This window comes from Streptomyces abyssalis, from assembly GCF_001751365.1.
Taxonomy (GTDB): domain Bacteria; phylum Actinomycetota; class Actinomycetes; order Streptomycetales; family Streptomycetaceae; genus Streptomyces; species Streptomyces abyssalis.
In genome coordinates this window covers 1,564,075-1,577,945 of record NZ_LJGT01000041.1, presented here as the reverse complement: position 1 = coordinate 1,577,945, position 13,871 = coordinate 1,564,075, and the positions used below count along the sequence as shown (strand labels likewise).

The 13,871-nt window shown below is 69.5% G+C and carries 13 protein-coding genes and 2 pseudogenes; 7 read left to right on the top strand and 8 right to left on the bottom strand.

Features of this window, described 5'->3' with window-relative positions:
• Positions 1–272: 272 nt before the first annotated feature.
• Positions 273–1,331, bottom strand: coding sequence for a hypothetical protein (locus AN215_RS27545; RefSeq protein WP_070010503.1), 1,059 nt, complete (start codon positions 1,329–1,331; stop codon positions 273–275).
• A gap of 295 nt (positions 1,332–1,626) precedes the next feature.
• Here AN215_RS27545 and AN215_RS27540 point away from each other — a divergent pair, with 295 nt between their 5' ends.
• Genes AN215_RS27540 through AN215_RS27530 form a run of 3 tightly spaced genes read left to right on the top strand, consistent with a single transcriptional unit; the run spans position 1,627 to position 3,664 of the window.
• On the top strand, positions 1,627–1,959 hold the full coding sequence (locus AN215_RS27540) for a hypothetical protein (RefSeq protein ID WP_070010504.1): 333 nt from the start codon (positions 1,627–1,629) through the stop codon (positions 1,957–1,959).
• Positions 1,960–1,964: 5 nt separating this feature from the next.
• A complete protein-coding gene (locus AN215_RS27535) occupies positions 1,965–3,332 on the top strand; it encodes a hypothetical protein (protein ID WP_070010505.1) in 1,368 nt (455 codons plus the stop codon).
• Positions 3,329–3,664 (top strand): hypothetical protein, encoded by a 336-nt coding sequence (locus AN215_RS27530; protein ID WP_139140790.1) that lies wholly within the window; start codon positions 3,329–3,331, stop codon positions 3,662–3,664. The genes AN215_RS27535 and AN215_RS27530 overlap by 4 nt, the downstream gene beginning before the upstream one ends.
• On the opposite strand, the pseudogene AN215_RS30580 reads toward AN215_RS27530, so the two are convergent.
• Positions 3,649–3,801: pseudogene (locus tag AN215_RS30580) on the bottom strand (ATP-binding protein); the annotation flags it as partial. The gene AN215_RS27530 and the pseudogene AN215_RS30580 overlap by 16 nt on opposite strands.
• A 15-nt stretch (positions 3,802–3,816) precedes the next feature.
• Here AN215_RS30580 and AN215_RS27525 point away from each other — a divergent pair.
• Positions 3,817–4,275, top strand: a complete 459-nt coding sequence (locus AN215_RS27525; protein ID WP_070010507.1) for a Scr1 family TA system antitoxin-like transcriptional regulator — start codon at positions 3,817–3,819, stop codon at positions 4,273–4,275.
• 2 nt (positions 4,276–4,277) lie between these two features.
• Positions 4,278–4,499 (top strand): DUF397 domain-containing protein, encoded by a 222-nt coding sequence (locus AN215_RS27520; protein ID WP_171904294.1) that lies wholly within the window; start codon positions 4,278–4,280, stop codon positions 4,497–4,499.
• A 488-nt stretch (positions 4,500–4,987) separates the two neighbouring features.
• Here the strand turns inward: AN215_RS27520 and AN215_RS29985 are convergent, their stop codons facing one another.
• Entirely contained in the window at positions 4,988–5,248 is a 261-nt protein-coding gene (locus tag AN215_RS29985; RefSeq protein WP_070010509.1) for a hypothetical protein, read from the bottom strand.
• On the opposite strand from AN215_RS29985, the pseudogene AN215_RS30935 reads away from it, so the two are divergent.
• Positions 5,135–5,449, top strand: a pseudogene (locus AN215_RS30935) (ATP-binding protein); the annotation flags it as partial. The gene AN215_RS29985 and the pseudogene AN215_RS30935 sit on opposite strands and share 114 nt — an antisense overlap.
• Before the next feature lie 199 nt (positions 5,450–5,648).
• Positions 5,649–6,971, top strand: coding sequence for a hypothetical protein (locus AN215_RS27510; protein ID WP_171904293.1), 1,323 nt, complete (start codon positions 5,649–5,651; stop codon positions 6,969–6,971).
• Positions 6,972–7,042: 71 nt separating this feature from the next.
• Here the strand turns inward: AN215_RS27510 and AN215_RS27505 are convergent, their stop codons facing one another.
• From AN215_RS27505 to AN215_RS27485, 5 genes are all read right to left on the bottom strand, one after another.
• The gene (locus AN215_RS27505) at positions 7,043–7,966 is read right to left on the bottom strand and encodes a trypsin-like serine peptidase (protein ID WP_139140789.1); all 924 of its coding nucleotides are present in this window, start codon (positions 7,964–7,966) and stop codon (positions 7,043–7,045) included.
• Positions 7,967–8,620: 654 nt separating this feature from the next.
• The gene (locus AN215_RS27500; protein ID WP_070010512.1) at positions 8,621–11,263 is read right to left on the bottom strand and encodes a LuxR family transcriptional regulator; all 2,643 of its coding nucleotides are present in this window, start codon (positions 11,261–11,263) and stop codon (positions 8,621–8,623) included.
• 219 nt (positions 11,264–11,482) lie between these two features.
• Positions 11,483–12,427 carry a hypothetical protein gene (locus tag AN215_RS27495; protein WP_070010513.1) on the bottom strand — a complete coding sequence of 315 codons (945 nt, stop codon included), beginning with the start codon at positions 12,425–12,427 and terminating at the stop codon, positions 11,483–11,485.
• Entirely contained in the window at positions 12,424–13,365 is a 942-nt protein-coding gene (locus AN215_RS27490; protein WP_070010514.1) for an ATP-binding cassette domain-containing protein, read from the bottom strand. The genes AN215_RS27495 and AN215_RS27490 overlap by 4 nt, the downstream gene beginning before the upstream one ends.
• Positions 13,362–13,766: a GntR family transcriptional regulator gene (locus tag AN215_RS27485; RefSeq protein ID WP_245694741.1), complete on the bottom strand. Its 405-nt coding sequence runs from the start codon at positions 13,764–13,766 to the stop codon at positions 13,362–13,364. Before AN215_RS27485 ends, AN215_RS27490 begins: the two co-directional genes overlap by 4 nt.
• Positions 13,767–13,871 lie beyond the last annotated feature (105 nt).

Below are 13,871 nucleotides of genomic sequence, written 5' to 3'. Positions count from 1 at the left end.
GTCCTTATCTTCTCGCGTCGCACGGAACCGTCTGCACTGGAGGCATCGAGGAGGTCGATGCCTCGTCCGCGGGATGCAACACCGTCCCGCTGGACAGCGGAAAGTACTGTGCAGTGGTTCATCTGATCGACTGGGAAGCGGAACCCGGCTCGACCACGGGCGGACGGCAGTCCGGCCGGCCATGCCCTCCCCGACTTCGTCGTCGAGATCTCAGAAGCCCGCGAGGACGCCCGGTACCGGGCCGGCGTGACGACCTTCGAACGCTCTTGAGTTCACGGGCCGGTGGTCGTGGCCGAGTATTCGCCGTGCCGTCGGCCGAGTGGCCCGGCTCGGTCCCGGCCAGTCGCCCGGGAGCTTCTCAGGGACTTCGCCGCGACGAAGCACACGGCCACGACCGCGAGCGAGAGCGCGATGCGCGCGGGGATGTACCAGCCGGGGATCGCGTCGATGACCGGCCCGTAGTCGTCCCCGGCGTCGGCGCCCTCCTCGATCAGGTCCAGCTTGAGCGGGTGTGCCCAGCCGACGAGCACCACCGCCGACAGCATCAGCGCATTCAGCGGCCACACGCACGCCGTCACCCAGAACACCCCGCGGCGAGCCGGAAGCGCGAGAGCGAGGAGGGCCAGGCAGACGAGTGCGAGCGGCGCTCCCGTCCACAGCAGCGTCAGGCCGGCGTAGTGCAGGTCGTCAGCCTCGGCCAGGTGCTGCACCCGGGCCTCCGTGATTCCGAAGGCCGCCCAGTACAGCCCGATCAGCCCGAGTCCGAGACCGGCCGCGGCTGTGAGCAGCCACGAGCCGCGACGGGTCCGGTCAGGGTCGAGTCGCGGCTCTGCCGCTTCGTTCAGCAGCTGCCAGGGCCGCAGCACGACGACGAGGACCAGTTGGACGACGGCGGTCGCCCACAGCAGCGCCTTCGACGCGGGCTCGCACCAGCCAGGCGTGTCGACGAGCGTGCTGCCCGTGTCGCTGGTGCCGAGCCAGAGCGCGCCGCTGACCGCGTCGGCGCCCAAGGCGATGTACCCGGCGAAGAGCATCGGCACGGCCAAGCAGGCCAGGGCGCCTCCGGACCGCGCCGAGCCGCGCCACAGCCTGTGGGCGAAGAGCACCGCGAGAAGCCCGACGAGCAGCAGCGGGCCGCAGTCCCAGGCCACGTCGTGCAGGCCGGCCCTCCACATCTCTTCCGCGTCGTCCGCGTCGTCCTCGGGGTAGCCAGGGCGTCCAGCGGAGATCGCGCTGTCCAGGGCCGCCAGTTGCACGGCCGCCATCGCCGCCGCCAGGAGGGGTATCGCCGCCGCCAGGACAGCGGCGGCCCGCCGCGTGCCTTCGTGCATGCCCCATCTCCTCCGAGCCGTGGACGTGAATGCATGTACGACGCAGACGCCCGGGGGACCGTTCCCGGTCCGGCGTCGACGCGCTCACCCTTGCGGGCATTCAACTCCCGGCCCGGCTTCAACCAAGGATCAGACCAAGCCAGTTGACAGTTCCGGAGAGAATCGGTGGGGCCTTGCTTCGGGTGCGCGTCTTGAGGCGGCCGAAACCCGCCTACCTCCCGCTTGCACGCTGCCGCCCGGCCAGGGCGTTGGCTAGCCTTGCCATCGACGTGAACCGGGGGACGGAGGTCGGGGGATGGGTGAGGGCTTCAGCGCGGTGCCCGAGTCGATCGACGGCAGCGCGCACCTGCTGCTGGAGATCGCCGGGCTGCTCGAACAGGGCAGTCTCGACGGCGACATCGGCACCATGGCGCGCGTGCCGCGCTCGCACAGGGACGTGTCGGTCGCGGTGCTGGATTTCGCCCGCTTCGCCGACGACCAGGGCAAGGATCTCGCCGCGCTGCTGACCGCGCTGTCCACCCTGCTCAAGGCCACGGGCAACAACTACACCTCTGTGGAGAGCAGCACCGCGGCCGCTTTGAAGGACTTCGTCGACTCGTCGTCGTATGTCGCGCCGAAGGGAAACTGATCGCCGTGACCTACTACGCGGACGTCGAGTTCCTGGAGGACTGCGACCCCAAGCTGATCGAGCGCAACGCCGCGGAATACAAGCGCATGCGCGACCTGCTGGACTCCCTCGAACCTTCCGTCAAGAGGGCGCAGTCCGTGGAGTGGACCAGCGACGCCCGGGCCTCCTACGAGGAGCGGCTGAAGGACGTACGGGGCCTGGTCCAGGGGCTGATGGAAGGCTATGAAGCGGCGTGGAAGGCGCTGCTGAAGTACGCCGACGCCGTTGAGGAAGCCCGGAAGAGTCTCCGGCAAGGCGGAGACGCACAGGACCGGCTGTCCGAGGTGATCTCCCGCGAGGCCATGCCGATCACGCGTACGGCACAGGATGCCGAGCCGATGCGGCGCTGGGAAGACGTGCGGTCCACGACGGGTGTGCTCGACTGGTTCGCCGAACTCGGCGTGGACGCCGACGCCATCAGAGACGACGCCAACCGCTACTACGACCAGGCCGACGAGGCGTTCAGCGCCGCCCTGCGCGCGGAGAGGGGTCCGCGCGCCGAGTGCGTGGCCGCTCTCAAGCGGGCCAAGGGCCTGATCCCCGACTTCCGCACCGCGAACAAGGACGCAGCAGCCCTGCTCTTCAAGGTCAAGGCGCTGTCCTTCGAGAAGGTGGAGGCCGCCGACAACCCGCTCACACAGCTACCCGGCAGCACCGAGGGCAAGGGGAGCCTGCCGATGGTCGGCGACGAGAAAGTCTCACCGCTGCTCCAGGACCTTCGGAACAACCGCAAGAGCATGCCTGAGGTCGACAGCATGTGGCTGACCGACGCCTTCGGCAGCAAGGAGGAGTGGATCGCGGCGAACAAGGGTGCCATCAAGGAGGCCGCGCGGGCGTACGGCCTTCCGCCGGACATGATGGCCGGCATCGCCTGGATCGAGGTCGGCGGCAAGCCCTACGTCGCCGACGGCATGACCGATTGGGCTCGCAGCGCTGCCGAGTCCGGGTGGAGCCCGCTCACCCCGGATTACCTTCCCGGCCCACTCGCCGGGGACCGCGACAACACCTCGTACGGCCCGATGGCCGTGCAGGTCCGCCGCGCGGCGGAGGTCCTGGGGTACGACCCGGAGAATCTCACCGAGGACCAGCGCGACGAATTGACCACCTCGTTGAAGGACCCCAGCCAGAACATGCTGATCTCCGCGAAGTACATGGCCGATCTCAAGGCCCAGAGCTCATTCGCCGACGTGCCGCCGGAGGAGATGACGCAAGCCCAGTACCGCGAGCTGGCCGCGCGGTACAACGGCGGTCCTCACTGGGAAGGCGGCGACGCCCAGGGCTACGCCGACAGATTCGAGCAGAATCGTGAACAGGCAGGGCAGGCTCTGAGGTGACCGTGCAGCAGGAACAGCGACCGGGACGGCCACGCGCTCTCGGGTCCGTGCTCAGCGTGCTCGTGCTGGGCGGATGCAACCTCGTCGCCGCGTTCTGGCTCTTCGTCGCGTTCTGGATGGTGCCGCAGGACGAACACGACCAGGAGGCGCTGGACGGCGCCGGACTTGGCGCGCTGTTCACGATGGGCTTCGCCTTGCCGACGCTGCTGCTGACCATCCTCCCTGTGAAGCTGAGCTGGCTGCGACGACTCTGGTTCGCACCACCGGCCGCGATGCTGGTCCTTGCAGCCGTTCGTTACGCGTATCTGGTCCTCGCCTACGACCCGTGGTGACGCTCTGACGAGTCGCCTGGAGATCGGAGGTCTGTCTCGGCCCACACTGTCTTGCCGCTCGGTGGGTACGGCTCCGCGCCCCAGCGGTCGGCGAGCGCTCCGATCAGCAGGAGCCCGCGGCCGGACTCGGTCTCGGAACCCGCGTCGGGGCGGTGACCAGGGAAGCGGTCACCGTTCCGCCACTGACCGACGACGAGTTGGAAGTCACGGTTACTGCCCGGATGGACCGTCAACGGCTGCTGCGCGAGAAGCCCAACACCACGTTCGACTTCGTCGTCGAGGAATCCGTCCTGATGCGCCGCCTCGGCGGAGGCGACGTCACACGTGAACTCCTCGACCACATTCTTGACTTGTGCTCACTGCGGAACACGACGCTTCAGATCATGCCTGCCGACAGCGAGTTCCACGCGTGCCTGGTCGGGCCCGCGTGCGTGCTGGAAACCCCTCACGGCCAGCGGCTCGCGTACTCCGAGGGCCAGGAGAACGGCCGCCTGATCGCTGACCCGAAAGAGGTCAGCAGGATCCAGATGCGCTATGCCAGACTGCGCTCGCAGGCCCTCTCCCCTAAGGACTCCACGGGTCTGCTGCAGCGGATGCGAGGAGCCTTGTGAGCATGTCCGAAATCTACTGGTACAAGTCCAGCTACAGCACCGCTCAGGGCGACAACTGCATCGAGGTCGCCGTCGCCCAACAGGCCGTCCACGTACGCGACTCCAAGGACTTGGCACGTCCCGCGTTCACCGTGGGGCATGAGGGGTGGGGACGGTTCGTGAGTTACGCCGCGCACGGCCGAGCCCGAGGAGCGGGCTCGGTCCCGACGGCTTCTCCGAACTGACGCACGGTTCGCCTCAGGCCCCGCGGAAGCGGGGCCTTTGTGCGGTACAGAAACTGAAACCGTTCCAGGGCAACCCGTGCTCCTTCAGCAGGAAGCTCACGACTGAGCCCCTTCCTCACACAGACGAGACCCCGGGAACGCACCCGTACCCCCGGTCCAGGCCGTCGTCCCAGCTCACCCCTCATACCGAACTTGAGCGCCGCATACTCATGCGCTGCCTGCCGCCGCCCCCGGATCATGTCGCAGTGGGCAGGCGAGCGCTGAAGAGCCTGTTCAGGCACGGGGAAACGTACCGGCCGCCCGCCCTCGCCGGCGCCCGAAGCCGGCGTCATGACCGTAGGTGAAGCGAGAGAAGTGAGTTCGGTATGCGCGGAGAACGGTCCGCGCGCCCGAGCGTACGGCCGGAACGGAACCCGTGGACGCCGATGACGCTCCCGGCGCGCCCCGCGGAGGCCGCCGGCTGCCCGGAACCCGTCCGCTGCGGGCTCTCACAGGACGACGCCGTGTGCCCGCCGATGACGGGCGGGGAGCCGCCGCGCCGTGAGCCGGTCGAACTCAGCGATCTCGTACGGGCCGTGGCCGCCGGCCATGCCGACGAGGTGTGGTGCCGCGGCTTCACGCTCGCCGTCCGCACCGTGCCCACGACCGTCGACGGCGACCCGGTGCAACTCGGCAGGCTGGTCTGCGGCCTTCTGGAGAACGCCGTTCGCCACAACCACGACGAGGGCCGGATCACGCTCAGCGTCCACGACCGGACGCTCGAAGTCAGCAACACCGGGCCGCCCGTCCCCCCTCAGCGCGTGACGTCGCTGATGTCGCTCGCGCGACGCCGGGAGACCGGCCGGAACGACCCGGGCGGTGAGCCCGGGAGTGAGCCGGGGAGTGAGCAACAGCGCGAGCCGGGGAGTGAGTTGTCCCGTGTCGTGGCCATCGCGCACGCGCACGGCGCGTCCGCTGCCGTCGAGACTCCCCTCGGCGGCGGACTGACGGTGAGTGTCGTGTTCCCGGTGTGTGCAGGGGGGTTAGAGGCGCATGCACCGATCGCTGAACGCACTGCCGGTTCTGCCTGTTGCAGGACGCCGCGCAGACCCGGGAGCTCGCCGTCCACCGGTCGGCGAGTGACCGTCGCCGTAACCGAAGGAGGAATTCATGACCGGACGAGGCCGAAGTGCGACCAGGAAGTGGATAAGAGCAACGGCGGTCGCAGGGGCTGCCGTTGCAGGCGGGGCGCTGCTCGCTCCGTACTCCCCTGCCGTGGAGGAACAGAAATCCCTTAAATGCACGACGGCGGGCGGTGATACGAGAGCCTGCGTCACCCTGCAGGAGGGCAACATCCCCGTTCTTCTCCTCGCCGGACACGGCGGCGACACCAAGCCGGGAGACGCGCCCGTACGGAAGAAGGACTCGGCATTCGCCGGTTACGGGGACGGGGAGGTGACCTTCGACGAGGACGCGCCGTTCGATGCCTTCGACGGAAACACCATCGAGGTCACCGACGCGATCCGGAGCAACTTCGACGAGGCCGCGAAGCCGTACGTCGTCAAGTCGTCCATAGCCAGAGGCTTCGTCGACAACAACCGGCGCGCGGCCGGCGCCTGGCAGCACTTCGAGGCCGGGTCGCAGGACGCGAAGGAAGGCTACGGCCTCTATCACGACAAGGTCGCCGAATTCTGCCGGAAGATAGAGAAGACCAGTGAGCGCGCACTGATCATCGACGTGCACGGCAAGGCGGCGGACGACCTCAACCGCGGTACCGGTGAAGGCAGTTCGATCTCGGAGGCGAGCAAGCCCGGCATCAAGGAGGACTTCCTCGAGCCGCTCCAGAGTGAGGTGCTCCGCCAGGGCATCTACCAGAGCCCGGAGAGTTTCATCCCGGCCGGGGAAGCCTTCCACAACGATCTCGAAGCGTCCGAGGACCCCTTCAACGGCGGGTACACGACGCGGCATTACGGCGTCGAGAAGCTGGCGGGATACGACTTCGCCGCCGTCGGAGGCCAGGAGCCGGTCTTCTACAAGTCGGCCGGCAGCGCGGGGAGCGGTGGCGAGACCGGTTCGCTGGTGACCTTCCCGGACATGAAACTGGACGACGGCGTCGTCGGGCGCGAGAAGGTGATCGACGGCGAAGTGCGCCTGGCGGAGGCGTCCAAGGAGGAGACCCGGAAGGTCGAGGGCGCCGGCACGGCAGCAGGCACGGGCGCCCTTTATGCGGACGAGAGCGAGGGGGGCAAGGCGGCCAACGAGGACGTCACGCGACGGATCACCGGCGCCCTGCAGAAGGAGAACCCGGAGCAGCAGGCAAACGCGGCGGGTACGACGTACGAACCGCTGCTGGAGCGCACCGAATCCCCCTGCCAGGTCGACGCGGTGCAGCTGGAGATGGGCCCTTCGCTGAAGAACGACCACCCCGAGGAGACCGGCAAGGCCGTCGCGGCGGCCGTCAAGCAGTACTACGAGCAGCGCATCAAGAAGTAGCCGCCGGTCAGCCAAGAGCCGCACGGCCTCCGTTCCGTCAGAACGGAGGCCGTGCGGCTCCATTGGCGCTCCTATCGGGAGGCGCTCTCCAGCAGCTCCTGCGCTTCGGTGCCGGCGATCGCCGCCCGGTGCCCGCCGTGATGCGTGCCCAGGATGTACGGCTTGCCGTCCGCGGCGAGCCCGAACCACGGGCCGCCCGAGGCCCCGCCCTCGATCACGGGCCCGTCGACGCCTTCGGCGAAGCAGGCGTAGTCCCCGTGTACGACGCCTGACCTGATGGACGGGCCTTCCTCCGCCTCGGTCACCTCGCTGGCCGTCTCGTCCACGGCGCCGTTCTGGCAGATCTCCAGGTCCAGCGAGGTGCCGTCGTCGTGGCCGCTTCCCGAGTAGCCCATCAGCGTGATCGTCTCCGGCAGGCCCTTGTTCGTGGCGGGCAGGGAGGCGTCGGGGACGTCGAACCACATCTTGTGCGTCCCCACGACGTCGCCCACCGGCTTGCCGCTCTCTCCGCCGGAGCCCAGCCTGATGAAGGCCAGATCCTGGGTCGCGGAGCGGACTATGGATTCGCTCTTCCACGAACCGTGCGGCTTTCCCTCGGGGGTCTGGCCGGGGGTGAAGGTCATCGTGGGACTGGTTCCCTCCTCACCGGTGCAGTGCTTGGCGGTCAGCACCACGTTCCGGGCCACCACCGTCGCCGTGCAGAGCCCTACCTTGTCTCCCTGCGGGCGGGTGAGTCTCCCCACGGGGGCGGTGGTGATTCCCGCGTCGCAGAGCGCCGCTTCGGCGGGGGTGGTGTCCTGGCTGCCCTTGCCGTCGTTCTCGCTGCAGCCGGCGGCCGGGGCGGCGGATCGCTCCGCGGGTTCCGCGGGTGCGGCGTCCTTCGTCTGCTGGGACGAATTCCCATCCGCCTCGCCCGCTCCCGCTGTTCCGCTGACGATCCAGCCACTCGCGGCCAGGACGAGAACAGCGGCGGCTGTCTTCGTACGTCTCTTCATGGTCCACTTCTCCTTTTCCGGGAATTCGGTACGGTGACGGGCCACTGATCGACTCCGGTTTCCGCAGACCGTTCCGTGCCCTGACAAGCGGTCAGTCGACCAGCGCCCGTCCGGCGCCGCAACGAGGTTCCGGAGAATTGAGCAACACACCTTCCCGGGCCCTGATTTCCGCGCCCTCCACCTCCCGTGATGTGAGCACGGAATACTCATGCACGGCCTCGGGTGAAGCGGTAACTTCACATCCGGGACAGCCGCTCGGCGAATTGTGAGAGCGGTGCATCACGAAGGAATTCCACAAAGGAAAGGGGGTGAATTCCGATTGCCCGACGTCGTCCAGGCAGATACCGGGGGGTTTCTGCGTGACGGCGCCGGCGCTTCGTCCCCGCCTCGCAGACCTGCGCGGCGGACAGCTGACGGAAGGACCGAGTGAAGCCGTTGAGCCAGAGCCCCGCGGCCCGGACAGGGGGAGGGTGCGCACCGACGGAACCGGCGGCAGGCCATCGCCCCGGCAAGCCCGCCGCGATCCGTCGCCGCCGCAGCCGGGCGCGGGGCTCTTCCCTCCGGGACTCCCCGGCGAGGCGGTCCCGGCGGAGCAGCGGCCCCTCTGCGTGATCCGACGTGATCCGACGTGGTCCGACAGGCCGGAACGGGGCGTCAGTTGCCGTTCTGCCTGAGGTGTTCCGCCTGCAGCGCCGCGCGGTTGCGTACGCCCAGTTTCCGGTAGATGTTCTGCAGATGATTGTCGACGGTGCGCTTGGAGACGGTGAGCGTTCCGGCGACCTCCGCATTGGTGAGGCCTGAGCACACGAGATCGGTGATCTCGGCTTCTCTCCGCGTCAGATGCTTGGCCACTCCCAGCAGCGAGAGCCCTGGGCTGGCGGCGCCCTGACAGTGGCCTCGCAGTGCGAAGGAGAGATTCTCGGCGGCTGCGGCGGAGCGCTGTTCGCCTCTGTTGCCCCAGTGCAGGCAGGCCGAGGCCGCGGCCTCGGCGGCAAGCATCACGGATCCGGTACGCCGCAGGGCCTGCGCGCTGTCGAGAAGCCCCTCGGGGTCGCCCTCGGCCAGGGCGCGGACACAGGAGAGGCGGGTCCGGAACAGTTCACCGTCCATGGCGCCGGAGATTCCGCGCAGCCCTGCGAGAGCGCCCTTCGCGTCACCGAGCCGTGCGATGTCCACCAGGAGCCTGGATTCGCTGGCCAGATGACCGGCGGTCCGCGCGGAGGCGACCGCCTCCCACAGCACGTTCCGGCCTTCCCGCACGTTTCCTTTCGCGACGGCCAACCATGCGCGGCCCAGGGGCAGTTCGGAGCGGAAGGCGCCCCATTCCGGCAGGTCCTCGCACTCGTTCAGCGACTTCTCCGCGGTCGCAACGTCGCCCTTCAGCGCGGCCGCCTCCGCCTTCCGCGCCAGTGCCATGTGCAGCGTCCCGCGCAGTGAATGCCGCCCCGCCACGGATGCCGCCTGAGAAGCCCAGCGTTCGGCGTCGAGGGGACGGCCGCGCAGCAGCGAACAGCGCGCGAGCGCCGCGGCGATCCAGCCCTCCGCACCCGCCGCGTCGGCGGCGAGCGCCTCTTCCCACCCCTGTTGGCCGGTTCTGTATGCCTCGTCGAGCCTGCCTGCCTCCTCCAGCGCGAACATCACGGTGTTGAGGTACTGGACGGGATGGGGGATCGCCGAGGAGTCCTCCAGCCCGAGACGGTCCTGGTATGCCTCCCGGGCCAGTTCGAGTCCTTCGTCCACGCGGCCGGTCGCCACGGTGGCCGCGGCGAGCGGGCCTTTGCCGACGATGCCCGCCTGGTCGTTGCCGTCGAACCGGACGTCGCTCAGGGCCTGCAGTGCCTCGGCGGGCCGGCCGAACGCCATGAAGACCGCCCCGCGAGCGGCCTTCAGCACGTCGCGGTACGGCGTCCCGGTGATCGAGCGCATCGCTTCGGCGGTGACGTCCAGGGCCTGTTCGTCGTCGATGAGTCCCCATGCCAGCAGCCTGCACTTGCCGAGCGCGAGGAGCAGCCGGTCCGGATCGTGGACCGCTCTGTCCGTGGCGTCCTCGAACACCTTCCAGGCGCCGGGGAGATCACCGAGTTCGTAGAGGGACTCGGCCAGGAGGAGACGGGGTTCGAAGTCCTCGCCGACCCGGCATGCGGCCTCGGCGAACTCGGAGACCTGGCGGAAGTCCTGGTCCCGGCGGGCCAGCCTCGCGGCCTGCAGGAGCGTCTCCGGATCGGCCGATCCCGTGGCGGACAGCTGCCAGGAGGCGATGCGGATCTGGTCCGTGCGGCGTCTGGCTCCCCATGCCCGGACGAGCGCGGTCTCCTCCTCGAATATCCGGCGTCTCTCGGAGGAGGGGATCGCCAGCCGGAGCACCTTCTCGTGTGCCGGATGCCTCAGTGACACCGATTCACGCCGGCCGTCGCGCGACGCCCGTACGAGGCCGAGGGATTCGAGCTCGTCGGTCACGCCGCCGGGAAGGCCGGCGGCGTCGACGGGCTGGCAGAGGGCGATTCTGTTCAGCGTCGTGCGAGCGGCCGGTGTGACGCCGGCCAGCCGTCTCTCCAGCAGGGACTCCAGGAGCGGCGTCGGGCCCACCTCCGAGACGAGCGCCCACGACTCACCGTCGTCCACGAGGGCGCCCGTGGACAACGAGCACAGCACGAACTCCCTGAGGTAGCGCGGGCTTCCCTCGCTCGCCCTGTGCATCATCGCGACCGTGCGGGGCTCGACCGGTCCGCCGAGCGCGCTGCTCATCGCGTCGCCCACCTCGGCCTCGCTCAGCCCCCGCAGATCGATCCTCCGCGCCGCCTCGGAGGCCTGCAGCGAGAACGCGACCGGCTTCAGCTCCTTCAGGGAACTCACGGTGCCCGCGAGGAAGAGGACTCCGGCCTCCAGGAGCTGTCCCGCCAGGTTGGCGGTCGACTCGTCCAGGCTGTCGAGATCGTCGACGAGGAGGACGAACCGGCGTCGTACCTCCTGGGACGAGGCGTCGCCGTCGAGCTCGGTCAGGGCGTCGCGGGTCCTCCTGAACAGGGTCACCGGGTCGTCGGCACGCACGTCCTGGGGAAGGAGATGGGCGACGGAGGCCAAGGGGGAGGCGAGACTTTGGGGCACGCTTATCGTCCTGCCCGTGGCATGGCCGGCCTGTTCGGCACGGCGCCGGCAGACGTTCGCGAGCTGGGATTTCCCGACTCCCTGCGGGCCGTGCAGGATGAACGCGTGGCACGACCCGTCGGCCAGGGCCTCGTCGAACGCGGCGGTCTCCCTGTCCCGCCCGACGAACGGCCACGTCATCGCGTCGACCATTGATCCCCCTTCCGCAGAGCCCGGGTGCCCTGCGGGCCGGGCCGCCCCCGGACTGGGCGGCTGGGTCTTCGGCCCTGGGCGATCCCTACTGCACCGTGGCTTGTTCCTTTCGTCGAGTCTCATTTCACAGCACGCAGCACGGGCTCGATTGGTTGCAGCCGGACTGCTCGTACGGGACCACACCTCCCCGGACCGGATCTCCACCGCGCACCCCCGTCGTCAGCCCGTACGCCGGCGAAGGCACCAGAAGGCGCCTGCCACGACGAGGACGGCGAGGAGGAGGACGAAGCCCGTCTCGGTGAGCTGAGCGGGCCAGAAGTTGGAGGCCGGCCGGGCGCCCATGCAGGCGTCGACCGAGTACTTGTGGTCGGCCTGGTCGTACTTACAGGCCCACGCCGTGAAGCCGAAGGGGCCCTCGCCCTTCGCGGTACGCGCGACCGCCGGCCAGATCTCGGTGCGCCACGGGTTGACGAGCCAGGCGACGGCCCAGGTGGTGAGGGCTCCGGCAGCCAGCGCGGGCAGCATCCTGCGGGTGAGGAGGGCGGCGAGGACGCCGGCTGCCAGGCCGAGCAGGGCATGTGCGACGAGCGAGGGACCCAGGGCGAAGAAGGCGTCGTTGGTCTGGTAGCCCGCGGCGAGCAGCCGGTGCGCGGCGGTCCAGTCGATGAAACCGCGCAGCCCGAGGACGAGGAGGCCCGTGCCGGCGGTGATGAACACCGCGGGGACGACGAGCTTCTCCGCGAGCCAGCGGGCGGGGCTGATGGACTGCGTCCAGGCCAGCTCGGCGGTGCCGTTCTCCAGCTCGCGCCCGATCAGTACGGCAGCGGCCCATCCGGCGACGACCGGGGGGAGGTTGCGCAGGAGCGACACCAGATCCGTACCGATGTACTCGTACCAGCGGACGGCCGCGGCGTCGTCGGAGAACGCGCTGCAGCGGCCGGTGCGGGTCAGGGTCTCGCACTCGGCCTGGAACTGCGCGGCGGCGCTCGCGTCCGGGCCGTAGCGCAGCCAGAGAAGGAACGCTGCCGAGATCACCACGAAGGCGATCCAGATCCACAGCGCCGTGCGGTGCACCTGGAGCACCGTGCCGAACCGCGTTCCGCGGCGCTCGGCGCCTGCCGGGGCTGGGGCGGGCGTGCGGGCCTTGGTGGGGGTGCTGCTCATGCGGCGTTCTCCTGCGGCCGGGCGCTCTGCTGGCGCTGACGGGGGACGGGGCGGGCGGACTCGGTGAGGAACGGCGGTGCCTGGGTGTTGCGGATGTGAGCCAGCAGGACTTCCTCCGTGGTGGGCCGCTCGGCGAGCCAGTCGCCGGGACGGTCACCGTCCGGACGGACGAGAGCCGTGCAGCCACGGCCCGCGGGCCGCTGCTCGATCACGGTCCCGCATCCGGGGCCGGGGGCGGCGGCGCCGGTGAGCAGGGTGTGCGCCGCCATGACCTCCTCGAACCCGCCGCCGAGCCGGAGCCGGCCGTCGGCGATCAGGAACAGGAAGTCGCAGGTGCCCTCCAGTTCGGGGATCACGTGGGAGGACATCACGATGGTGGTTCCGTCCTCGACTGCGGACGACATCAGCGCTCCCGTGAGCTGCTGCCGGGCCAGCGGGTCGAGATCCGCCATCGGCTCGTCGATCAGCAGCAGTTCGGCCCGCTTGCCGAAGGCGAGGGCGAGCGCCACGCGGGTGCGCTGCCCTCCGGACAGCGTCCGGATCTTGGCGCCGGGGTCGATGGAGCCGTCGCCGTACGCGATCCGTTCGGCGGCCTGCTGGTCCCAGCGGCCGGACCGGCGGTTGAGTTCCGCGCCGTACCGGAGCGTGCCGGCGACGGACAGATGCGGGTGGAGCGGCTTGGACTGGGCGACGTACGCGATGCGTTCACGTGCCTCGGCGGGCGTCCGCCCGAGCACGGTGAGGGCCCCGGCGGTGGGCCGGAGAAGCCCGGCCGCGAGTCTGAGCAGAGTGGTCTTGCCGGCGCCGTTCGGGCCGACCAGGGCGCATATGCGTCCCTGTGGGAGCCGGAAGGAGCAGTCGGCGAGCACGGCCTTCCTGTGGCGCGTGTACGTCATGCCCAGGCCGGTCGCCTCCAGGGCGGACGCGTCGTAGTTCATGGGGTCTCCTGCGGGAAGTGTTTGTTCAGCACGGAGTCGAAGAGGGCCTCCATGTCCTCCCGCTCCAGGCCGCCTTCGTGGGCGCGGGCAACCCAGTCCTCCAGGCCGGCCCGGTACGGGGAGTCGAGGGCCTGAGCGGCACTCACCGTGTCCCGGACGAAGGTGCCGAGCCCCCGGTGCGCTTCGACCAGCCCCGCGCGCTCCAGCTCGCGGTACGCCTTCAGCACGGTGTTGGGATTCACGGCTGTCGCCTCCACGACCTCGCGTGCCGTGGGGAGTTTGTCGCCGGGCTGCAGCAGGCCCAGGCGCAAGGCCTGCCTGACCTGCTGCACGAACTGCACGTACGTGGCGACACCACTGCTGCGGTCGATTCGGAACTGGATTGATCCTGCTGCGGTCAAGCCCCAGCACCCTTTCACTAATTGAGTAGTGAAAGGGTGGATGAAGGTGCGGTGACTGTCAAGTCTCCGGTGGATCCGTCCCGTTCGCGGAGGCATGTACGCAGG